The organism is Pantoea agglomerans (assembly GCF_020149765.1).
Lineage (GTDB): Bacteria > Pseudomonadota > Gammaproteobacteria > Enterobacterales > Enterobacteriaceae > Pantoea > Pantoea alvi.
This window is the reverse complement of record NZ_CP083809.1, coordinates 1,948,143-1,969,919: the sequence shown is the minus strand read 5'-3', so window position 1 is coordinate 1,969,919 and position 21,777 is coordinate 1,948,143. Positions and strand designations below refer to the sequence as shown.

Annotated in this window: 17 protein-coding genes; 9 read left to right on the top strand and 8 right to left on the bottom strand. The window is 60.1% G+C overall.

Annotated elements, in window-relative coordinates; genetic code table 11:
* The first annotated feature begins 12 nt into the window (after nucleotides 1-12).
* Nucleotides 13-972, top strand: coding sequence for a universal stress protein UspE (uspE, locus tag LB453_RS12005; protein ID WP_224481750.1), 960 nt, complete (start codon nucleotides 13-15; stop codon nucleotides 970-972).
* 32 nt (nucleotides 973-1,004) lie between these two features.
* Here uspE and pntB read toward each other — a convergent pair whose 3' ends face one another.
* Together pntB and pntA are read right to left on the bottom strand one after the other, a co-directional pair.
* Nucleotides 1,005-2,393 (bottom strand): Re/Si-specific NAD(P)(+) transhydrogenase subunit beta, encoded by a 1,389-nt coding sequence (pntB, locus tag LB453_RS12000; protein WP_103795836.1) that lies wholly within the window; start codon nucleotides 2,391-2,393, stop codon nucleotides 1,005-1,007.
* A gap of 3 nt (nucleotides 2,394-2,396) precedes the next feature.
* Complete coding sequence (gene pntA / locus LB453_RS11995) at nucleotides 2,397-3,929, bottom strand: Re/Si-specific NAD(P)(+) transhydrogenase subunit alpha (protein ID WP_103795837.1); 1,533 nt, start codon at nucleotides 3,927-3,929, stop codon at nucleotides 2,397-2,399.
* 536 nt (nucleotides 3,930-4,465) lie between these two features.
* Between pntA and ydgH the strand changes: the two genes are divergently transcribed.
* Together ydgH and LB453_RS11985 are read left to right on the top strand one after the other, a co-directional pair.
* Nucleotides 4,466-5,419: a DUF1471 family protein YdgH gene (ydgH, locus tag LB453_RS11990; protein WP_103795838.1), complete on the top strand. Its 954-nt coding sequence runs from the start codon at nucleotides 4,466-4,468 to the stop codon at nucleotides 5,417-5,419.
* Nucleotides 5,420-5,622: 203 nt separating this feature from the next.
* Nucleotides 5,623-7,014, top strand: a complete 1,392-nt coding sequence (locus LB453_RS11985; protein ID WP_103795839.1) for a basic amino acid/polyamine antiporter — start codon at nucleotides 5,623-5,625, stop codon at nucleotides 7,012-7,014.
* Here LB453_RS11985 and LB453_RS11980 read toward each other — a convergent pair.
* Complete coding sequence (locus LB453_RS11980) at nucleotides 7,011-7,427, bottom strand: hypothetical protein (RefSeq protein WP_103795840.1); 417 nt, start codon at nucleotides 7,425-7,427, stop codon at nucleotides 7,011-7,013. The genes LB453_RS11985 and LB453_RS11980 overlap by 4 nt on opposite strands.
* A gap of 174 nt (nucleotides 7,428-7,601) precedes the next feature.
* On the opposite strand from LB453_RS11980, the gene rstA reads away from it, so the two are divergent.
* The 5 genes from rstA to LB453_RS11955 all read left to right on the top strand — a co-directional run bounded on the left by rstA (nucleotide 7,602) and on the right by LB453_RS11955 (nucleotide 12,847).
* Nucleotides 7,602-8,330, top strand: coding sequence for a two-component system response regulator RstA (gene rstA / locus LB453_RS11975; protein WP_103795841.1), 729 nt, complete (start codon nucleotides 7,602-7,604; stop codon nucleotides 8,328-8,330).
* The gene (gene rstB, locus LB453_RS11970; RefSeq protein ID WP_103795842.1) at nucleotides 8,327-9,628 is read left to right on the top strand and encodes a two-component system sensor histidine kinase RstB; all 1,302 of its coding nucleotides are present in this window, start codon (nucleotides 8,327-8,329) and stop codon (nucleotides 9,626-9,628) included. The genes rstA and rstB overlap by 4 nt, the downstream gene beginning before the upstream one ends.
* Before the next feature lie 20 nt (nucleotides 9,629-9,648).
* Nucleotides 9,649-11,136: a carboxypeptidase M32 gene (locus LB453_RS11965; RefSeq protein ID WP_103795843.1), complete on the top strand. Its 1,488-nt coding sequence runs from the start codon at nucleotides 9,649-9,651 to the stop codon at nucleotides 11,134-11,136.
* A 155-nt stretch (nucleotides 11,137-11,291) separates the two neighbouring features.
* Nucleotides 11,292-11,753: an acid resistance repetitive basic protein Asr gene (gene asr, locus LB453_RS11960; RefSeq protein WP_103795900.1), complete on the top strand. Its 462-nt coding sequence runs from the start codon at nucleotides 11,292-11,294 to the stop codon at nucleotides 11,751-11,753.
* Between the two features lie 284 nt (nucleotides 11,754-12,037).
* A complete protein-coding gene (locus tag LB453_RS11955) occupies nucleotides 12,038-12,847 on the top strand; it encodes a trypsin-like serine peptidase (RefSeq protein ID WP_103795844.1) in 810 nt (269 codons plus the stop codon).
* A gap of 66 nt (nucleotides 12,848-12,913) precedes the next feature.
* Here LB453_RS11955 and LB453_RS11950 read toward each other — a convergent pair whose 3' ends face one another.
* Nucleotides 12,914-13,489: an Ail/Lom family outer membrane beta-barrel protein gene (locus LB453_RS11950; protein WP_103795845.1), complete on the bottom strand. Its 576-nt coding sequence runs from the start codon at nucleotides 13,487-13,489 to the stop codon at nucleotides 12,914-12,916.
* Between the two features lie 206 nt (nucleotides 13,490-13,695).
* Nucleotides 13,696-17,598, bottom strand: coding sequence for an ATP-dependent RNA helicase HrpA (hrpA, locus tag LB453_RS11945; protein WP_224481749.1), 3,903 nt, complete (start codon nucleotides 17,596-17,598; stop codon nucleotides 13,696-13,698).
* A gap of 255 nt (nucleotides 17,599-17,853) precedes the next feature.
* Between hrpA and LB453_RS11940 the strand changes: the two genes are divergently transcribed.
* The gene (locus tag LB453_RS11940) at nucleotides 17,854-18,453 is read left to right on the top strand and encodes an FMN-dependent NADH-azoreductase (protein ID WP_103795847.1); all 600 of its coding nucleotides are present in this window, start codon (nucleotides 17,854-17,856) and stop codon (nucleotides 18,451-18,453) included.
* A gap of 55 nt (nucleotides 18,454-18,508) precedes the next feature.
* Here the strand turns inward: LB453_RS11940 and LB453_RS11935 are convergent, their stop codons facing one another.
* The 3 genes from LB453_RS11935 to LB453_RS11925 are packed head-to-tail and all read right to left on the bottom strand — an operon-like array spanning nucleotide 18,509 to nucleotide 21,635.
* A complete protein-coding gene (locus LB453_RS11935) occupies nucleotides 18,509-18,838 on the bottom strand; it encodes a YdbL family protein (protein ID WP_103795848.1) in 330 nt (109 codons plus the stop codon).
* On the bottom strand, nucleotides 18,838-19,026 hold the full coding sequence (locus tag LB453_RS11930; protein ID WP_033747068.1) for a YnbE family lipoprotein: 189 nt from the start codon (nucleotides 19,024-19,026) through the stop codon (nucleotides 18,838-18,840). Before LB453_RS11930 ends, LB453_RS11935 begins: the two co-directional genes overlap by 1 nt.
* Nucleotides 19,023-21,635: a YdbH family protein gene (locus LB453_RS11925; protein WP_103795849.1), complete on the bottom strand. Its 2,613-nt coding sequence runs from the start codon at nucleotides 21,633-21,635 to the stop codon at nucleotides 19,023-19,025. Before LB453_RS11925 ends, LB453_RS11930 begins: the two co-directional genes overlap by 4 nt.
* Nucleotides 21,636-21,777 lie beyond the last annotated feature (142 nt).

The window sequence follows — 21,777 nt, the reverse complement described above, 5'->3', positions numbered from 1 at the left end:
GAGTTATTCCCTATGTCCCGCTACCAAAATATGCTGGTCGCTATCGACCCTCAGCAAGACGATCAGCCGGCGCTGCGCCGCGCGGTTTACCTCAACCAGCGTATCGGCGGCAAAATCAAAGCCTACCTGCCGATTTATGACTTCTCCTATGAGATGACCACACTGCTGTCGCCTGATGAGCGCGCCTCCATGCGGCAAGGGGTGATCAGCCAGCGCACCGAGTGGATCCGCGAGCAGTCGCACGCCTATCTCGAGGCGGGCGTGGAGATTGAGATCAAGGTGGTGTGGCATAACCGCCCCTATGAAGCCATTATCCAGGAGGTGCTGACGCACGGGCACGATCTGGTGCTGAAAATGGCGCATCAGCACGACCGGCTGGAAGCGGTGATTTTCACCCCCACCGACTGGCATCTGCTGCGAAAGTGCCCCTGCCCGGTGTGGATGGTGAAAGATCAGCCCTGGCCGGAAGGCGGCAAAGCGGTAGTGGCGGTTAATCTCGCCAGCGAAGAGCCGCATCACGATGAGCTTAATCAGAAGCTGATCCGTGAAACCACGCGGCTGGCGGAGATGGTGAACCACACTGAGGTGCATCTGGTGGGCGCCTATCCCGTGACGCCAATCAATATCGCTATCGAACTGCCTGACTTTGACCCCAGCGTCTATAACGACGCCATTCGCGGCCAGCATCTGGTGGCGATGAAGGCGCTGCGTCAGAAGTTTTCCATTCGCGAAGAGTTTACTCACGTTGCCAAAGGGCTGCCTGAAGAGGTGATCCCCGATATCGCAGGTCAGCTCAGCGCCGGGATTGTGGTGCTCGGCACCATTGGCCGCACTGGCCTGTCGGCGGCGTTCCTCGGCAATACGGCGGAACAGGTGATTGACCATTTGCGCTGCGATCTGCTGGCGATCAAGCCTGACGATTTCACATCGCCCGTGTCGCTTGATGACGATGAAGAGGATGATGACGATTAAAAATAAGGGCGGCCAGATGGCCGCCCTTTTTGTTACAGCGCTTTCAGTATCCCTTCCACGCTCGCTTTGGCATCGCCGAACAGCATCTGCGTATTCTCTTTAAAGAACAGCGGATTCTGTACGCCGGCATAGCCGGTGTTCATCGAACGCTTAAACACGATGACGTTTTGCGCCTTCCACACTTCCAGCACCGGCATGCCCGCGATTGGGCTACGCGGATCGTCCTGCGCCGCCGGGTTAACCGTGTCGTTGGCGCCAATGACCAGCACCGTATCGGTGTCGGAGAAGTCGTCGTTTATCTCATCCATCTCCAGCACCACGTCGTAGGGCACTTTCGCCTCGGCCAGCAGCACGTTCATATGGCCTGGCAGGCGTCCGGCAACCGGGTGAATGCCGAAGCGCACCTTAACGCCGCGGGCGCGCAGCTTCTCGGTAATCTCCGCCACCGGGTACTGCGCCTGCGCCACCGCCATGCCGTAGCCTGGGGTGATAATCACCGATGAAGAGTGCTTCAGCAGCTCGGCCGTCTCTTCCACGCTGATTTCGCGATGCTCGCCCGCCTCTTCGCTCTCGCCGCTCGCGCTGCTGTCGGTACCGAAGCCGCCGGCAATCACGCTGATAAAGGAGCGGTTCATCGCCTTGCACATAATGTAAGAGAGAATGGCACCCGACGAGCCCACCAGCGCGCCGGTAACGATCAGCAGGTCGTTGCTCAGCATAAAGCCCGCCGCCGCCGCCGCCCAGCCCGAGTAGGAGTTAAGCATCGAAACTACCACCGGCATATCGGCACCGCCGATAGAGGCCACCAGATGCCAGCCGAAGGCGAGCGCGATCAACGTCATCAGCAACAGCGCGAAGACCTGCACGCCGGTGCTCTCGGTGCGAACAAACCACAGCAGCAGCAGGAAAGAGACCACCAGCGCCAGCAGGTTGAGCTTATGGCGATGCGGCAGCATCAGCGGACGCGACGAAATCTTGCCGCGCAGCTTGCCAAAGGCCACCAGCGAGCCGGTAAAGGTTACCGCGCCGATAAAGATGCCGAGGAAGACCTCGGTCAGGTGGATATTCTCCATCACCGCAGGCAGGCCCGGCGCATGATCGATAAAGCTGTTGAAGCCTACCAGCACTGCGGCCAGGCCGACGAAGCTGTGCAGGATCGCCACCAGCTCCGGCATTTCGGTCATCTCGACCTTCTGTGCCAGACGGATGCCGATAGCGCCGCCGATCACCATCGCCAGCAAAATCCAGGCGACGTTGCCGCTGTCGGGACCAAAAATAGTCGCCAGCAGCGCCAGCGCCATCCCGCTGATGCCGAACAGGTTGCCTTGCTTTGAGGTCTCATGCTTCGAAAGACCCGCCAGGCTGAAAATAAACAGAATCGCGGCAACAATGTATGCTGCAGTTACTAATCCGCCAGACATCGGTTACCCCTTACGAAACATTTTCAGCATGCGCTGGGTGACGGTAAAACCGCCGAAAATATTGATGCTGGCAATCAGCACCGCAATAAACGAGATAAAGGTGACCCAGCCGCCGTGCCCCATCTGCAGCACCGCGCCGACCACGATAATGCCGGAGATGGCGTTGGTGACCGACATCAGCGGCGTATGCAGCGCGTGGCTGACGTTCCAGACCACGTAGTAGCCCACCACGCAGGCGAGCGCGAACACCGTGAAGTGCGACAGGAACTCTGCTGGAGCGACGTTGGCGAGGCAGGCAAAGAGCACGATCGCCAGCGCCAGCAGCAGATACTTACGCCAGGTCGGCGCAGGCTTCGCCGCCTCACTGACCACCGGCTGCGCCGCCGCAGGCGCGGCTTTCGGCGCGGCAGAGACCTGAATCGGCGGCGCGGGCCAGGTAATTTCGCCATCGCGGATAACGGTCACGCCGCGCACCACGACATCATCGAAATCAAGGGTGATTTCGCCGTTTTTCTCTTTGCACAGCAGCTTCATCAGGTTCACCAGGTTGGTGCCGTAAAGCTGTGAGGACTGGGTCGGCAAACGGCTGGGCAGATCGGTGTAGCCGATGATCTTCACGCCGTTATCGCTGACGGTAACGCGATCGGCGACGGTCAGCTCGCAGTTGCCGCCAGTTTGCGCCGCCAGATCGACAATCACGCTGCCCGGCTTCATGCTGGCGACCATCTCGGCGGTGATCAGCTTCGGTGCCGGTTTGCCCGGTATCAGCGCGGTGGTGACGATAATGTCGACCTCTTTTGCCTGCGCGGCGAACAGCGCCATCTCCGCCTTGATAAAGGCTTCCGACATCACCTTCGCATAGCCGTCGCCGCTGCCCGCCTCCTCTTCAAAGTCGAGCTCGAGGAATTCGGCGCCCATGCTCTGTACCTGCTCTTTCACTTCCGGGCGGGTATCGAAGGCGCGCACGATAGCGCCGAGGCTGCCCGCCGCGCCAATCGCCGCCAGGCCAGCAACGCCCGCGCCGATCACCATCACTTTCGCCGGCGGCACTTTCCCCGCCGCGGTAATCTGCCCGGTGAAAAAACGGCCAAACTCGTGGGCCGCTTCAACAATGGCGCGATAGCCGGCGATATTGGCCATCGAGCTGAGCGCGTCCAGCGACTGTGCGCGCGAGATGCGCGGCACGGCATCCATCGCCATTACGGTGACCTGACGCGCCGCCAGTTTCTCCAGCAGCGCGGCGTTCTGCGCCGGCCAGACAAAGCTCACCAGCGTGCTTCCCGCACGGGTCAGCGCAATCTCCTCGTCGTCGGGCGCGTTAACCTTCAGTACGATATCGGACTGCCAGATCTGCTGGCTGTCGCAGAGGGTTGCGCCGGCGGCCACGAAACTTTCGTCATCAAAGCTGGCGCGCTTGCCGGCATCATGCTCAACGGCGACGCTAAAACCCAGCTTAATAAGCTGCTCAACGGTTTTCGGCGTCGCCGCCACGCGCGCCTCATTGGGCAATCGCTCTTTGGGTATTCCAATTAACATATTCATCCCTTTCATCGATTGATGATGGCCTGTTGACTGCATAACGACACAGCGCCTGAAACGGGCGTTTCAGGCGCTTATGAACGAAATGCACTTGTATCAAAGTATTTATAACCTACTGAAAATATGAACAGCGATCTACAATCAGAACCTCTGCCAGTGACATTCATACGATTATTCAGCGTCAAAAGAGAAAAGCCGCGCTTTGCGACTGCAAATTGAAAAGTTTGAAATATATTCTGCTAAGCAGAATCGTGTCATGACGAATATCCGGTTAACAAAAACCTTTATTTAACAATGCATTAACTGTTTCAGCACTAAGCGTTACCACCTTTACTGATAATCAGTACAAAAAACGCGCGTAGCAAATTTGCGTGACGTCAGGATGAATTTCGCTATCAATTTCCCGAGATTTGTCGCATAAATTGGCTGCGACAGCCTGTTTATAACATGCAATAATCGTCGGCTAATCTGTTATACATCAAGAGTCCAGCACGTTTTCGTACTCATTTTGCGTAAGGCGAAGGATCATTTTTATGAAGCTGAAGAACACCATTCTGGCGTCAACCTTGTTATCCCTGCTCGCGGGCAACGCATTCGCCGCGCAGGAGCTGACCCCGGAAAAAGCGGCCGAGCTGAAACCATTCGAACGTATTAACGTCACCGGCCGCTTTAACGCGATTAACGATGCGGCTGACGCCGTGTCGAAACGTGCGGATGAGCTGGGTGCCGCCTCTTACTACATTCAGGGCATCAACGACAGCAACGGCAACAGCGGCAACTGGCGCGTGACGGCCGATCTCTATAAAGCGGACGCGCCAAAAGCGAGCAACACCACCACCTACCGCGTGATGAATGGCGTGAAAGAGCTGCCGAAAGCGGAAGCCTTCCGCCTGGAGCCGTTCGACACCGTGAGCGTCAGCGGCTTCTTCGCCAGCCAGCCCGACGTTAACGACGCCATCAGTAAAGCGGCGAAAGAGAAAGGCGCTGCCTCGTTCTTTATCGTGCGCCAGGTGGACGCCAACAACGGCGGCAATCAGTATGTAACCGCCTATGTCTATAAGGCCGACGCGAAAGAGCGTAAGGTGCAGAGCCCGAACCTGATCCCGGCGGATTCCGAGGCGGGCAAAGCGGCGCTGGCGGCCGGCGGCGAAGCGGCGAAGCGCGTGGAGATCCCGGGCGTCGCCTCTTCAGAAACACCGAGCAACAGCGTCGGCCGTTTCTTCGAAACCCAGAGCTCTACCGGTCAGCGCTACACCGTGAAACTTTCCAACGGCAAGTCGATTCAGGAAGTCAACGCCATCACTGCCGCGCAGATGCAGCCGTTTGACACCGTAACCTTTACCGGCCACTTCGGCACGCCGACCGAAATCTCGGAAGAAGTGGCGAAACGCGCTGCGGACAAAGGGGCGAAGTTCTACCACGTGACCCGTCAGTGGCAGAACCAGAGCGGCGGCAACCTCACCGTCACCGCCGACCTCTTCAAGTAATTTGCTTCAGGGCGGCGCCCGCCGCCCTGCTGTTTGCATTATCCCTTCACAATTTTGCATAACCACGCATTGCCATCCCTTTTCGCACTCCGTAGAATCTGCGCCCTGCTTTTAGGTGAATCCGTCATGTAAAAGCAAAACAGCGCGGTTAAATTCGTTGCTCAGAACATAATCCAGCCACTTATGCTAGCGGGAAGGGTATTTTGGAGAAAAAATTAGGTCTCAGCGCGCTAACCGCGCTGGTGCTCAGCTCAATGCTCGGCGCGGGCGTGTTCAGTTTGCCGCAGAATATGGCGGCGGTGGCGGGTCCGGCCGCCCTGCTGATCGGCTGGCTGATTACCGGCGTCGGCATCCTGTTTCTGTCGCTGGCGATGCTGCTGTTAACCCGGCTGAAGCCGGATCTCGACGGCGGTATCTTTACCTATGCGCGCGCCGGCTTCGGCGAACTGCTCGGCTTCTGCTCCGCCTGGGGCTACTGGCTGTGCGCCGTGATCGCCAACGTCTCCTATCTGGTGATCGTCTTCTCCGCGCTCAGCTTTTTTACCGACACGCCTGACCGCGTAATATTCGGCGACGGCAATACCTGGCAGGCGATGCTTGGCGCGTCGCTGCTGCTGTGGATGGTGCACTTCCTGGTGCTGCGCGGCGTGCAGACCGCCGCTGGCATCAATTTGCTGGCGACGCTCGGTAAGCTGGTGCCGCTGCTGCTGTTCGTGGTGCTGGCGGTAGCGGCCTTCAGTTACGATCGGTTCCAGTTCGACTTTTCCGGCCTGACGCTCGGTAAGCCGCTGTGGGAGCAGGTAAAGCAGACCATGCTGATTACCCTGTGGGTATTTATCGGCGTGGAAGGCGCGGTGGTGGTTTCCGCCCGCGCGCGCCATAAAAAGGATGTTGGCCGCGCCACCCTGCTGGCGGTGCTGGCGGCGCTGCTGGTCTATCTGCTGGTGACGCTGCTGTCGCTCGGCATCGTGCCGCGCGCCGAGCTGGCGCAGATGCGCAACCCCTCCATGGCCGGTCTGATGACGCGCCTGATGGGTCACTGGGGCGACGCAGTCATTGCCGCTGGCCTGATCGTATCGGTGTGCGGCGCCTACCTGAGCTGGACTATTATGGCGGCGGAAGTGCCGTTGATCGCCGCGCAGCAGGGCGCCTTCCCGCGCAGCATTGCGCGTCAGAACCCGCGCGGCGCGCCTGCCGCCTCGCTGTGGTTGACCAACGGCAGCGTGCAGATCTGCCTGATCCTGATCGCCCTGACCCACGCCGACTACAACACGCTGCTGACCATCGCCTCAGAAATGATCCTGGTGCCTTATCTGCTGGTAGGCCTCTACCTGGTGAAGCTGACGCGCGGCAAGGCGCAGCCGCTGGCGCTGGCGGTAGGGATCGGCGCCAGCCTCTACGGACTCTGGCTGCTCTACGCCTCCGGGCCGCTGCATCTGCTGATGTCGGTGGTGCTTTATGCGCCAGGTCTGCTGCTGTTTCTCTTCGCCCGGCGCGGCGGACGCGGTGACGTCTCGCTGACCCAGCTGGAGCGCGTGGCTATTGGCTTACTGATGGCGGCGTCGCTGCCCGCGATGTGGCAGCTGCTGGTTTAGTGCGGCTGACCGGGGATCGCCACGCACAGCAGGTCGTCCTGCTGTGTGAGGCTGAGCGGCTTGCGGTATTCCTGATGGATCGCGTCCAGCTGCTGCGCGGAGAGCGGATAAGGCAGCTGGATATCGAAACGGCTGATGTGCTGCTGTTCGGCAAGGGTGATCAGGCGGGCAATATTGATTTCGTCGCTGACCTGGGTCGAAATGATTTGTAATGCTAATTCTTTCAGATGCTCATCGCTCGCCTGTACACTGCGAGCCGAGGATTTACGCGTCACCATGCCGAAAATGGGCATTACGCCGTAGATAGCGTCAACGAAACTCCAGCGCTTTTTGCAGGAGGCGGAGAGAAAATCACTGTAGTTTAGGCAGATGCGGTCACTGTATACGGCTGAAGCCAGCTCTTTATCAGACACCCTCTCTCTCCCTCTGTTTTTCATTATGGTTCAGAACCTTGCTTAAATGCGCTGTAATGATGGCACATTTTGCCGTGCAGATACCAGTCACGCAGGGATATTTCGTGCGGTGGCATAGTGCTCAGGACCGGGAAAAGCTATGCTGCTCGCCAGGCTTATTTGTCGCAGTGGATTATGAATAAAATCGTTTTTGTTGAAGACGAACCGGAAGTGGGTTCGCTGATTGCAGCCTACCTTGGCCGCCACGATATCGAGGTGATTGTCGAGACGCGCGGCGACCGCGCCGAAGCCGTTATTGCGGCCGAACAGCCGGATCTCGTTATGCTGGATATCATGCTGCCTGGCAAAGACGGCATGACGCTGTGCCGCGATCTGCGCAGCCAGTGGCAGGGCCCGATTGTGCTGCTGACCTCGCTCGACAGCGACATGAACCATATTCTGGCGCTGGAGATGGGCGCGCAGGACTATATTTTGAAAACCACCCCACCCGCGGTGCTGCTGGCGCGGCTACGGCTGCATCTGCGTCAGGCGCAGCAGGGCCAGGGCGACGATGCGCCCGCCCCCGCCACGGCGCAAAAACAGAAGCTGCTGCGCTTTGGCTCGCTCACCATCGATGCGCTCAATCGCGAAGTGACGCTGTTCAGCGAGCAGATCGTGCTCTCCACCGCCGACTTCGATCTGCTGTGGGAGCTGGCCACGCACGCCGGACAGATCCTGAATCGCGACGCGCTGCTGAAAACCCTGCGCGGCGTCAGCTACGACGGCATGGATCGCAGCATCGACGTGGCGATTTCCCGCCTGCGTAAAAAGCTGCACGACAGCGCCACCGAGCCTTTCCGCATTAAAACCATCCGCAACAAGGGCTATCTGTTCGCTCCGCAGGCGTGGGATACGCAGGCATGAGAAAACTGTTTATCCAGTTCTATCTGCTGCTCTTCGTCTGCTTCCTGGTGATGGCGCTGCTGGTCGGCCTGGTCTACAAATTCACCGCCGAGCGCGCCGGCAGACAGTCGATGAACGATCTGATGGCAAGCTCGCTCTATCTGATCCGCAGCGAACTGCGCGAAATCCCGCCGCGCGACTGGAATAAAACGATAAAGAGCCTCGATCTCGGCCTGTCGTTCGACCTGCATATTGAGCCGATGAGCAAATATCAGCTCGACGAGCCCGATATGCGTCGGCTGCGCGCCGGCGAGATCGTCGCGCTGGACGATCAGTACACCTTTTTGCAGCATATTCCGCGCAGCCATTACGTCCTCTCCGTCGGCCCGATCCCCTACCTTTTTTACCTGCATCAGATGCGGCTGCTGGATATCGCGCTGCTGGTGTTTATCGGCATGTCGCTGGCGCTGCCGGTCTTTATCTGGATGCGACCGCACTGGAAAGAGATGCAGCGCCTGGAGATTGCGGCGCAGCGCTTTGGCCGCGGCGAGCTGGATGTCCGCACCCACTTCGACAACACCTCCAGCCTGTTTCGCCTGGGGGTCGCCTTTAACCAGATGGCGGAGAATATCAATACGCTGGTGGCGAGCAAGAAGCAGCTGATCGACGGCATCGCCCACGAGCTACGTACGCCGCTGGTGCGCCTGCGCTACCGGCTGGAGATGAGCGATAACCTTACCGCCGGCGAGTCCGCCGCCATCAACCGCGATATCGGCCAGCTGGAGAGTTTGATTGAAGAGCTGCTGACCTATGCGCGCCTCGATCGCCCGCGCGTCGATCTCAACCTCACCTCGCTCGACCTGGCGCACTGGCTGCGTGAGCACATCAACGACGTGCGCGACCTCAACCCGCAGATGCAGATCGATCTCGACCTGCCGCAGCGCGAGAACCACGGCGTCTCCGACACGCGCCTGATGGAGCGCGTGCTGGACAACCTGGTCAACAACGCGCTGCGCTACGCCAGCCATCGGCTGCGCGTCAGCCTGTGGTTCGACGGCGCGCGGGGCTGTCTGCAGGTGGAAGATGACGGCCCAGGCATTCCGGCCGAGGAGCGCGAGCGCGTCTTCGAGCCCTTTGTTCGCCTCGATCCGAGCCGCGACCGCGCCACCGGCGGCTGCGGCCTTGGGCTCGCTATTGTTCACTCTATCGCGCAGGCGCTTGGCGGCCAGGTCAGCATAGAGGGCAGCCCGCTTGGCGGCGCCAGCGTTCGCTTTTGCTGGCCGGTTGATCTACCTTTGCGTGACCCTTCGGCGCGATAAACCTTCACAAGGAGTTTCTGGTGACTACTGCTTATCAACAACTTAGTGCCACTTTCCAGCGGCTCTCCCGTTTCGGCCACCTGATGGCGGTCGCGGGCTGGGACATGCAGACCATGATGCCGTCCGGCGGCAGCCAGGCGCGCGGCGAAGCGCTGGCGGAGATGGGCGTGCTGCGCCATAGCATCCTGACCGATCCCCGCGTCGGCGAGCTAATTCAGGAGGCCGAACAGGCCGACCTTAACGACGTCGAACGCGCCAACCTGCGCGAGATGCAGCGCGCATGGCAGCAGGCGTCGCTGCTGCCCGCCTCGCTGGTAGAGGCGAAATCGCTGGCCGGTTCGCGCTGCGAGCACGCGTGGCGCGAACAGCGTCCGGCAAATGACTGGCAGGGCTTTGCCGCCAACCTGAAAGAGGTGGTGCGCCTGAGCCGCGAAGAGGCGCAGCTGCGCGCGGACGCGAACGGCACCTCGCGCTACGACGCCCTGCTCGATCTCTACGAGCCGGGTATGACCAGCGCGAAGCTGGACGCCACCTTCGGCGAGCTGAAAAGCTGGCTGCCCGATCTGCTGCAGCGCGTGGTGGAGAAGCAGGCGCAGGAGCGCGTCGAACTGCCGCAGGGGCCGTTCGCTGTCGAAGCGCAGCGCCAGCTCGGCCTCAGCGTGATGGCGACCCTGGGCTTCGATTTTCGCCACGGTCGTCTTGACGTCAGCGCCCATCCCTTCTGCGGCGGCGTGCCGGACGATGTACGTATCACCACGCGCTATAACCAGGATGAGTTTCTCAGCGCGCTGATGGGCGTGATCCATGAGACTGGCCATGCGCGCTACGAGCAAGGCCTGCCGCAGCAGTGGCGCGATCAGCCGGTGGGGCTGGCGCGCTCGACCGCCATCCACGAGTCGCAAAGCCTGTTTATGGAGATGCAGCTGGGCCGCAGCCGCGAGTTCCTGCAGCGTATTCTGCCGCAGGTGTGCGACAAGCTCGGCGCGCAGCCGGCGCTGAACGCGGAAAACTTTGTGCGCCTGACGCAGCGCGTCAGGCCCGGCCTGATCCGCGTCGACGCCGATGAGCTGAGCTATCCGGCGCACGTTATTCTGCGTTTCGAGATTGAGCGCGCGCTGATTGAAGGCGAGATTGAGGTCGAGGATATCCCGGCGCTGTGGGATGAGAAGATGATGCACTCTTTAGGGCTGGATACGCGCGGCAACTACCGCGACGGCTGCATGCAGGATATTCACTGGACCGACGGCGCCTTCGGCTACTTCCCCACCTATACGCTCGGCGCCATGTATGCGGCGCAGCTGTTCCAGGCGGTGAAAAAAGCGCTGCCCGATTTAGGCGAACGCCTGCAGCACGGCGAACTGCAGCCGGTATTCGACTGGCTGCAGCAGAACATCTGGCAGCACGGCAGCCGTTTCCCGACCGAGCAACTGCTGATTAACGCCACCGGCGAAGCGCTGAATCCGCGCTTTTTCCGCCAGCATCTTGAACAACGCTACCTGAATCGTTAGTCTGTGCGGCCCTCGCGGCCGCCCTTTTCCCGCTTTGTACAATCGGTTACACGCCGATACCAAACACCCACGGAAACCGCCCCTCGCATTTTATATAGTCATTTCACCGGCCCCGCAGTGGGCTACACATGAAAAAAATGCTCGAGGAATTTGCAATGAAAAAATTGTTTGCACTGGTCATCGCCGCTGCTATGGGTCTCTCTTCTGTTGCTTTCGCTGCTGAAACCACCGCGGCACCGGCTGCAGCTCCTGCTGCGACCAGCACCACGACCTCCGCTGCGCCGGCTAAAACCGTTCACAAAACCGCGCACAAAAAACACAAAGCCGCTCAGAAAGCTCAGGCTGCTAAAAAGCACCACAAAAAAGCAGTGAAAAAAGAGACTGCGCAGAAAGCGCAGGCCGCTAAAAAGCACCACAAGAAAGCCGCTAAGTCAGAGACTGCGCAGAAAGCGCAGGCTGCAAAAAAACATCACAAAGTAGCGAAGAAAGCCGCTGCTCCGCAGAAAGCTCAGGCTGCTAAAAAGCATCACAAAGCAACCAAAAAAGCGGCTGCTCCGCAGAAAGCCCAGGCTGCTAAAAAGCACCATAAAGCCGTGAAGAAAGCCGCTGCGAAATAATTAAGGTTGCGCACCTGCGCCTTAAGAAGCGTTGACTAATAAAAACACCCGGTTCTGCCGGGTGTTTCGTTACTGGAGTTGCGGAAATGGTGCGTCGCTATCGTTTTGAAATTATCCTGCTGGTGATGATCCTCTGCGGCGTCATCGCGGCCTTCTTCTTTATTTAGTCGTTGTAGCGTGCTGATTATTCCAATAAATCTCCCTTTTTTACCGCTCACCGACTATAGTTATTGCGCAAGCGTGATGACAATAACCTCTTCTTAAATCTCGCCATTGAGAGACCTATGCGCCTGGCTATTTTGCTGTTGACTGGATTGTTCTGTTTCACCACTCTGGCCCACGCCGACGATGATGACGATGCGCCGAATCCCGATGAAATCAAAATGCTTTTCTTTGGCAAAGATCACCGCAAGGCGATCGGCGATATCACTGCCGCGCCCTGGGACGCCATTGGCCAGCTGGAAACCGAAAGCGGCAATCTCTGCACCGCTACGCTGATCTCCGCCCATCTGGCGCTGACGGCGGGACACTGCCTGCTGACGCCGCCGGGCAAATTCGATAAGCCGGTGGCGCTGCGCTTTATGGCGAGCGACAGCGGCTGGCGCTATGAGATCCACGATATCGACGCGCGCGTCGAGCCGTCGCTGGCGCGCAAGCTGAAGGCGGACGGCGAAGGCTGGATTGTCCCCAGCGACGCCGCGCCGTTTGACTACGGCCTGGTGATCCTGCGCAATCCCCCTTCCGCGATTAACCCGATTCCGCTGTTCGACGGTTCGCGCAGCGATCTCACCGCCGCGCTTAAAGAGGCGGGCCGGAAAGTCACTCAGGCGGGCTATCCCGAAGATCACCTCGATACCCTCTACTCCCACAGCGACTGCCTGATTACCGGCTGGGCGCAGCGCGCCGTGCTGTCGCATCAGTGCGACACGCTGCCGGGCGACAGCGGCTCGCCGCTGCTGTTGAAAAACGAGAATGGCTGGCAGCTGATTGCGGTGCAGAGCTCGGCACCGGCGGCGAAAGATCGCTACCTCGCGGATAACCGCGCTATCGCGGTCACGTCGTTCCGCGACAGGCTGGAAGCGCTGGCGCAATAAAACCAGCAGAAAAGAAAAGGCGCGCAGGCTTTGCCAGCGCGCCTTTTTTATTGCTCAACGTCAGGGTCAGAAGGTGTAGCCCAGGTTGAGAACAAAGCCGTTAATCGACATATCCTTGTCGGCCACGTCGAGACGCGATCCCTCATAGCCGATATCAATCGCCAGATTTTTTGCCGGATTGATCTGCACGCCTGCGCCATACATCAGCGACGTTTTCTTCTCGCTGAGCGAGCGGTCGCCCATATATACGTAGCTCCCTTCGTAGTTATACCAACTCTCACGGTAGTCGACTTTATTATAATTAAGGCCGAGCAGGCCATAGAGGCTGATATATTGGTTAACGCGCCACGCCGGGCCGACCGAGAGCGAATAATATTTTACTTTCGCATCACTCTCGAATATATCCATCGAGTCGGTCTGGGGGTTATAGCTGCCGCTGCCGCTCATATAGGTCAGCGAGCTAATCAGGCTTAGCGGCGAATCCCACTCATAGCGATACTTAAGGTTAATCCCGCGGATATTCTTGAAATCCTGCACTTTACTTTGTGCATAGCCGAGGGTAACAGTCTGCTGATCGGCAGAGGCGTTTGCGTGTATTCCCAGAGAGACCATAATAAGCGTGGCTAAAACAGACTTTTTCATATTTATCTTCCTTAATTAAATTCAATCATCCAGCGCGCATCTGGCGCCGCCGCTGATTCTAACCAAAAAATGCGGCCAGGGTCGATGCCTGCGTGACAATTTCCTCCGTTTTAATCACGCGAGTAAATAAATTACTGGCGCAGAAGATAGTGGCCCAAAAAAAAGCCGCAGCCTGTTATGCTGCGGCTTAGCAGAGCGCCAGGTAATTACGCCGCGAACTGCTCCATTGTCTGCAGAATACGCTTGTCGGAAACCGGATAGGGCGTACCAAGCTGCTGGGCAAAGTAGCTGATGCGCAGCTCCTCGATCATCCAGCGGATGTCGCGCACATCTTCATCATCCTGACGCTGCGGCGGCAGCTTGTTGCGCCACGTCTGCCAGGCCTGCTCCACCGCCTGCACCTTCAGCATGCGCGCGCGGTCGCTGTGCGGATCGGCCGGCAGTTTTTCCAGCCGCCGCTCAATGCCGTGCAGATAGCGCAGCGTGTCGCCCAGGCGCTTCCAGCCGTTGCCGGTAACAAAGCCGCGATAAACCAGGCCGCCTATCTGCGCCTTGATATCGGAGAGCGCCAGCGCCATGGTCATATCGACGCGCCCTTTCAGCCGCTTGTTGATGTTGAACACGGCGGTGAGGATCTGCTCAACCTGTTTAGCGATCTCCACCACCGTATCGTTCAGCTCGGCGCGCACCTTCTCGTGCAGCTGCTCAAAGTTCTGCTGCTGCCAGGCCGGGCCGCCCGCTTCCGCCATCAGCTTATCGACGCCGCAGGCGATACAGTCGTCGATCAGATCCAGCACCTTACCGTAGGGGTTGAAGTAGAGCCCCAGCTTGGCTTTGTTCGGCAGCTTCTCATGCAGATATTTTATCGGCGAGGGAATATTGAGCAGCAGCAGGCGACGCTGGCCGCGCCACATCATTTTCTGCTGCTCCTGTTCGCTGTCGAACAGGCGGATTGCCACGCTCTCTTTTTCATCGACCAGCGCTGGCCAGGCCTTGACCTGATAGCCGCCGCGCTTCTGCTCGTAGCTGCGCGGCAGATCGCCGAAGCTCCAGATATGCAGACCGTTCTGCTCCAGCCCGTCATCCGCCACCTTCGACAGCGTCTCCTGCACCTTTTCTTTCAGTTCCGCTTTCAGCGCGCTGAGATCTTTGCCCTCTTTCAGCTTGCGGTTATGTTCATCCACCACGCGGAAAGTCATTTTCAGATGATCGGGCACCTGTTCCCACTGCCAGCTTTCGCGCTCCAGCGTGACGCCGGTCATGCGGCGAAACTCTTTCGCCAGCGCGTCGAGCAGCGGCATCTCCATCGCGGTGACGCGGCCCAGAAAGGCGTCAGCGTAATTGGGTGCAGGCACCAGATTACGGCGCAGCGGCTTCGGCAGCGACTTGATCAGCGCGATAATCAGCTCGCGGCGCACGCCAGGGATCTGCCACTCAAAGCCCTGGTCCTCAACCTGATTAAGCAGCGGCAGCGGAATATGCACCGTGACGCCGTCGGCGTCCGCGCCCGGCTCAAACTGATAGCTGAGCTTCAGCTTGAGGTTGCCCTGATGCCAGAAGTTGGGGTAGTCGAGCTGGCTGACCTTATCCGCGCCCTCTTTGATCAGCATCTGCTTGTCGAAGCTGAGCAGATCGGGGGTGTCGCGGCTCGCCTGCTTCCACCAGCTGTCGAAATGCTTCGCCGATACCACCTGCTGGCCGACGCGCTGGTCATAGAAGTTGAACAGGGTTTCGTCATCCACCAGGATGTCGCGGCGGCGCGATTTATGTTCAAGATCTTCGACTTCGCTGCGCAGCTTTTGGTTGTTGCGGAAGAAGGCGTGGCGAGTCTGCCAGTCGCCTTCCACCAGCGCATGACGGATAAACAGCTCGCGGCTCAGCGTGGGATCGATGCTGCCGTAGTTGACCTTGCGCGCGGCGACGATGGGCAGGCCGTAAAGCGTGACCTTCTCCTGTGCCATTACCGCGCCCTGACCTTTTTCCCAGTGCGGCTCGCTGTAGCTGCGTTTGATTAGGTGCTGCGCCAGCGGCTCGATCCACTCAGGATCGACACGCGCCGCGATGCGTCCCCACAGGCGGCTGGTTTCCACCAGTTCGGCCACCATGGTCCATTTGGGCGGTTTTTTAAACAGCCCGGAGCCGGGGAAGATAGCGAAGCGCGCGTTGCGCGCGCCGGTAAACTCCTGCTTCTCGGCGTCTTTCATGCCGATATGCGACAGCAGGCCGGTCAGCAGCGCGCAGTGTACCTCGCGGAATCCGGCCGGCTCGCTGTTGACCGGGATCCCCAGCTCTCGCACCACCTGGCGCAGCTGGGTATAGATATCCTGCCATTCGCGCACGCGCAGATAGTTAAGGTAATCCCCTTTACACTGGCGGCGGAACTGATTGCCCGACAGCGCCTTCTGCTGCTCGCTCAGGTAGTTCCACAGGTTAACGAAGGCGAGGAAGTCAGACTCTTTGTCGGCGAAGCGGCGATGTTTCTCATCGGCAGCCTGCTGTTTCTCGACCGGCCGCTCGCGCGGATCCTGGATCGACAGTGCCGAGGCGATAATCATTACCTCGCGCACGCAGCCGAACTTCTGCGCCTCCAGCACCATGCGCGCCAGGCGCGGATCCACCGGCAGCTGCGCCAGCTGACGGCCCGACGCGGTCAGCTTGTAGTGACCGCTCTCCTCATTCAGGGTGAGCGCGCCCAGCTCCTCCAGCAGCCGCACGCCATCCTGAATATTGCGCTTATCGGGCGCTTCGACGAAGGGAAACGCGGCGATATCGCCCAGCCCCAGCGCCGTCATCTGCAGGATCACCGAGGCCAGGTTGGTGCGCAGGATCTCCGGGTCGGTAAACGCCGGGCGGCTGAGGAAGTCATCTTCCGAATAGAGACGGATACAGATACCGTCAGAGACGCGGCCGCAGCGCCCTTTACGCTGGTTGGCCGAGGCCTGGGAAATGGGCTCGATTGGCAGGCGCTGCACTTTCGTACGATAGCTGTAGCGGCTGATGCGCGCGGTGCCGGGGTCGATCACATATTTAATGCCGGGCACGGTAAGCGAGGTTTCCGCCACGTTGGTGGCCAGCACAATGCGGCGTCCGCTGTGGGACTGGAAAACCCGGTTCTGCTCGGCGTTCGATAAACGCGCGTAGAGGGGCAAGATTTCGGTATGCGGCAGATCGCGCTTCGCCAGCGCGTCGGCGGTGTCGCGAATTTCGCGTTCGCCGCTCATAAAGATCAGAATATCGCCGCGCCCTTCGTCGCTCAGCTCGTCTACCGCGTCGAAGATCGCCTGCAGCTGATCGCGCTCGCTGTCGTCCGCCTCTTCCACCACCGGCCGGTAGCGTACTTCCACCGGGAAGGTGCGGCCCGAGACCTCAATCACTGGCGCATTATGGAAGTGGCGTGAAAAGCGCTGCGGATCGATGGTCGCCGAGGTGATGATGATTTTCAGGTCGGGACGACGCGGCAGCAACTCGCGCAGGTAGCCGAGCAGGAAATCGATATTCAGGCTGCGCTCGTGCGCCTCATCGATAATGATGGTGTCATACTGCAGCAGCAGACGATCCTGCTGGATTTCCGCCAGCAGAATACCGTCGGTCATCAGCTTCACCTGGGTGGTGTCGCTGACCTGATCGTTAAAGCGCACTTTATAGCCGATGCAGCCGCCGAGCGAGGTTTCCAGCTCGTCGGCGATGCGGTTGGCGACGGTACGCGCCGCCAGACGGCGCGGCTGGGTATGGCCGATCAGCCCTTTGACCCCGCGGCCGAGCGCCAGACAGATTTTCGGCAGCTGGGTGGTTTTGCCTGAGCCGGTTTCGCCGGCAACGATTACCACCTGATGATCGCGGATCGCCTCGGCAATCTGCTGCTGTTTCTGACTGACGGGCAGATTATCGGGAAAGGTAATTTTTGGCGTCGCGGCGGTACGGGCGGCAACGCGCTGCTCCGCCGTCGCGATCTCCTGGCTGATTTCGTCAGCGATGCCCTGCAGCGCAGCGGGGTTAGCGACTTTGCCGGCGCCGCGCAGGCGGCGCTGGAGACGCTGGCGGTCGCGCAGCATCAGATTGTCGAGTCGCGACCACAGCGGCGCGAGAGGAGAGGAAACCGGTGATGACATAGTAATGGAGTACCTTCTCAGACGGAGCCGCTGCACATCGCAGCGTCCGGTAGCCGGGTTAACCGACTGATTCTAAAAATTGTATTGAGCAAAGAGTAACACATTTTAACACGCCCGGCTGCGCCTTCCATGGCATGCTTATTCAAGAAATTCGAACATAGCTCTCGAAATATTGCGCTTTTACCGCGTCGTTAATGACCGTAGAGTGTAACCCATTGAGCGGGAAGCCTTCCGCGTAACAAACAGGAAACAGCAATGAGCAAAGTATTAGTTCTGAAATCCAGCATCCTCGCAGGTTACTCACAGTCAAGCCAGCTGGCCGATTTCTATGCTGAAGAAGCGAAAGCCAAAGGCGATCAGGTTACCGTTCGCGACCTGGCTGCGGATCCGATTCCGGTACTGGACGGCGAACTGGTCGGCGCGCTGCGCCCGTCAGACGCCCCGCTCTCTCCGCGTCAGCAGGAAGCGCTGGATCTCTCCAACGCGCTGATTGAAGAGCTGCAGGCGCACGACGTAGTCGTCATCGCCGCACCGATGTACAACTTCAACATCCCGACCCAGCTGAAAAACTATTTTGACCTGGTTGCTCGCGCCGGCGTCACCTTCCGCTACACCGAAGCGGGCCCGGAAGGTCTGGTGAAAGGCAAGCGTGCGGTCATTCTCTCCAGCCGCGGCGGCATTCACAAAGATACCCCGAGCGATCTGCTGACGCCGTACGTGAAGCTCTTCCTGGGCTTTATCGGCATCACCGACGTTGAATTCGTTTTCGCCGAAGGCATTGCCTACGGCCCGGAAGTCGCGACCAAAGCGACCGACGACGCGAAAAACGCTATCAAACAGATTGTTTCTGCCTAATCATTATTATTATTCATACTGTGTTTCGCTTGCCAGGCATGATGCCTGGCTTTTTTTATTTCTGCATCCACAGGCCGTTAAGGCCGCGTACGTACTCGCCCGCGCCCGCGCGCTCGACCAGCTTTCCGCCAGCGATACGCGCCACCTGATCGGTGGTGAGATTATTTTGCTGCGCGATGCGCTGATACTCCAGGCTGCGTCCGGCGTTGATGCGCTTTACCAGCGCAAGGGTCTCTGCGTCCGACTGGCGCGCGGCGATATAGCCGCTAAAGGTTTCCCCGACCCGGCCCTGAAGGCGCGCCTCATCAAGCGTCAGCGCCAGCGCCGGCTGCGCCGCGCCCATCAGCAGCAGCGCGGCGAGCAGCGGCCTGCGGAGCGCGCGCATCAAAACAGATCGCTCTGATTTTTCAGCAGCGCCTCCACGTCTTTGTCCACTTTGATATGAATTTCATGCTCGATCTTCACATTCATATTGATGGTGATCGGCTCCTTTGGCGCGGCCACCTCGATGCGCGGCACGCAGCCGGTCAGCGGCAGCCCGACGGCCAGCACCAGTAACGCCCTGAGGCTCATGGTTGTTGATCCCTTTTGGTCGGCAGAGTGGCGTTCTGTTCCACCCAGGATTGCAAATTATCGCCAAAACGCAGGCTGCGCCAGAGTTGAAACAGGTTCTGCTGATGGCGGTAGTTGAGATTCACGGTCTGTTTGCGGTTGCTGAAGCGACTGACCCCCTGCACCTGTGCCTGCATGGCGAGGTTGCCGAGGTTGTCGAGATCGATTGTCGCCCAGGAGCGGGAGATCTCCATGTAGCGCAGCCAGTCCATCGCCGCGCCCGCCGCGACGTTGCCCGCGGTAATCGCGTCGGCCATATCTTTGTCCATGCGGAAGGTCAGCGATCCGCTGTTGGCCATCCAGCCGTTCTGCACCAGCCAGCGCGGGTTGTTGACCCACAGCGGCAGCTCGCCGTTGATCCTGCCGGACATGGCGAACTGTTTAGGTTTGAGCGCGGTGACCAGCTTGCTCAGGCTGATATCGCGCAGGCCGATCTTCGCCGCCTCGTGCTGCGGCAGGCGCAGCGCGGGCAGCGTCACCTCTCCCCCCAGCAGCGCCATGCTGACCGCCTGCAGCGTGAGCGGCTGCGCCTCGCTCCAGGGATAGTAACCCTGCAGATCGGCGCGAATATCCTGCATGGCGAACTGGTTGGTGATTTCGCCGATGCGCAGCTGCACCGGCCCGCGCACGCCAAACTGCCACTGCTGATCTTTCAGGCGGAACGGCAGCGAGAAGTCGACGCCGTTAATCTGGTTGTCCGGCGTCCAGAGGCTGCCCTGCGACACCGTCCAGTGGCCGCCGGCGCTAAATCCCTCTTTCGCGGCGGCGGAAAACGCCACCTGCGCACGCAGCTCACCGGCGCGGATTTTCATCTTCAGATCGGGATTAAGCAGCGGCTGAAATACCGTTAAAGACTGTGTTGGCCACCAGGCTTCGCCGCGCAGGCGCTCACCGTCCCAGCGGCCGTGAACGCGCAGCGGCCCGATCGCCTGCGCATGCAGCGATCCGCGCCAGCTAAAGTGGCTGGGATCCTGACCTTTTGCCTCAACGCTCAGCGAGGAGGCGGGCAGCCGCCCGCCGAAATCGAAGCGCGTCTCTCCCGCGTCGATGCGGAAGCCGCCGTTAAAGGCGGCCCGCTGTGCGTCGCGCTGCCAGTTAACCGGCGCGCTCAGCGTCAGGCGCGGCCGCACCACCTGCGCCATGCCGTACTGCATCTGATCGAATCCGGCGTTAAGGCTGTCGAGGTGGATCAGGGTATCGCGCCAGCCGCCCGCGCCCTGAATAGTCCAGGCGGCGTTAAGCGGCAGCATCTCGCCGGCACCCCAGTAGCGCCATTTCCACTCGCCCTTATCGGGCCAGAAGTCGTTCGCACGCCCGTCGAGATGGAGCCGGAACTGGCCAAAGCTCGGATCGTGCGCCTTGAGTATCGCCTGCAGACGGCCGTCGATCCCCTGCGAGGCGAGGCGCACGCCCGCCAGCGGCCAGCGCGCCTCGTCCACCTCCAGCGTGGAGAGGATGCGGCCGCGCAGGCGCAGCAGCGCGCCGGGGCGGAAGCTCAGCTGCGGGTCGAGCAGCGGCCCGCTGAGATCGCCCGGCAGCGCGGCGTAGAGCTGCATCGCCGCCAGTTTGCTTTCGCCGGTAAGGCGCAGCGGCAGCGCGCTGCGGGTCATGCTCAGCCTGCCTGGACCAATATTCAGCACCGCGTTGCCTTTGCCGCCGCGCCCCTGCGTCAGCACGTTGAGGCGGCCGGTTATCTGCGTCTCCTCCAGCCCTTGCCGCCAGTTGTCGAGGCTGAGATCGAGAAAGCCGGAGAGCGTCTGTTCGCCGGTCGGCCAGCGGTAGCGCCCTTTAACGATGCGGATCTGCCGCGCGTCTGCCTGCCACGGCAGCATCAGCAGCGGCTGACCGTCGCCGGTGGCGTAGAGCTCAAGCTTGCCCTGCTGCTGCTGCCAGTCGAGCGTCAGCCGCAGCGGTTCCCCGGCGTATTGCAGCGCGCCCTCCAGCTGACCGCCAACCGGCAGCCCGTTGGCGAACTCGGGCAGCGCGAACTGACCATGAAGCGTAACGGGCTGCGGCAGCGCATTATGACGCAGCGTCAGCTGCTCTACGCTGAGCTGCTGCCCCTGCAGGCTGGCGTCGATATTGAGGTTGTCGCCGCGATAGCGCAGCGTCTGTTTAGCGGGGGTGAGGCTGAGGTCGAAGCGTCCGGCATACTGCTGCCAGGGCGCAATCGTAAGGTTATCGAGCTGGATATCGGCACCGGGTAACAGCTGCTGCCACTGCGCGAGGCTTTTCGGCGTGCCAGGCTGCTCGCTTTGCGGCAGCTGCTGCAGGCAGTCGCTGTCGATGGTCACCTGGCGCGCGGCGAGGTGCCAGCGCTGGTCATGCCAGCCGAGCGAAGCCTGCTCGACGCTCGCCAGCGCGCAGTTGCCCGCCAGGTAGCGCACCTGAGGAAACCAGAGGCCGCCGTTGCGCCAGCGCGGCGCGCCTTCCAGCACGATGCGCGTGTCCGCCGGCAGCCAGATGCCGGCCAGTCGCGGCAGCCATTGGGTAACGGTGAGCAGCAGCCCCAGCACCAGCAGCGTCAGCGCCAGTAATGCAGCGAGTAGTCGGCGGAAACTCCGCGGCATGGCAGCACTATTCCTTTTCCTGACAGAATCCTGACGCAGATGATGGCACGTAATCGGCCAGAGTTGAAGGCGCGCCGCCGACGGCAGCAAAATTCACAATAAAACGTTATGCTGTGTGGATACCCGAATGCAGGAGCGTAAC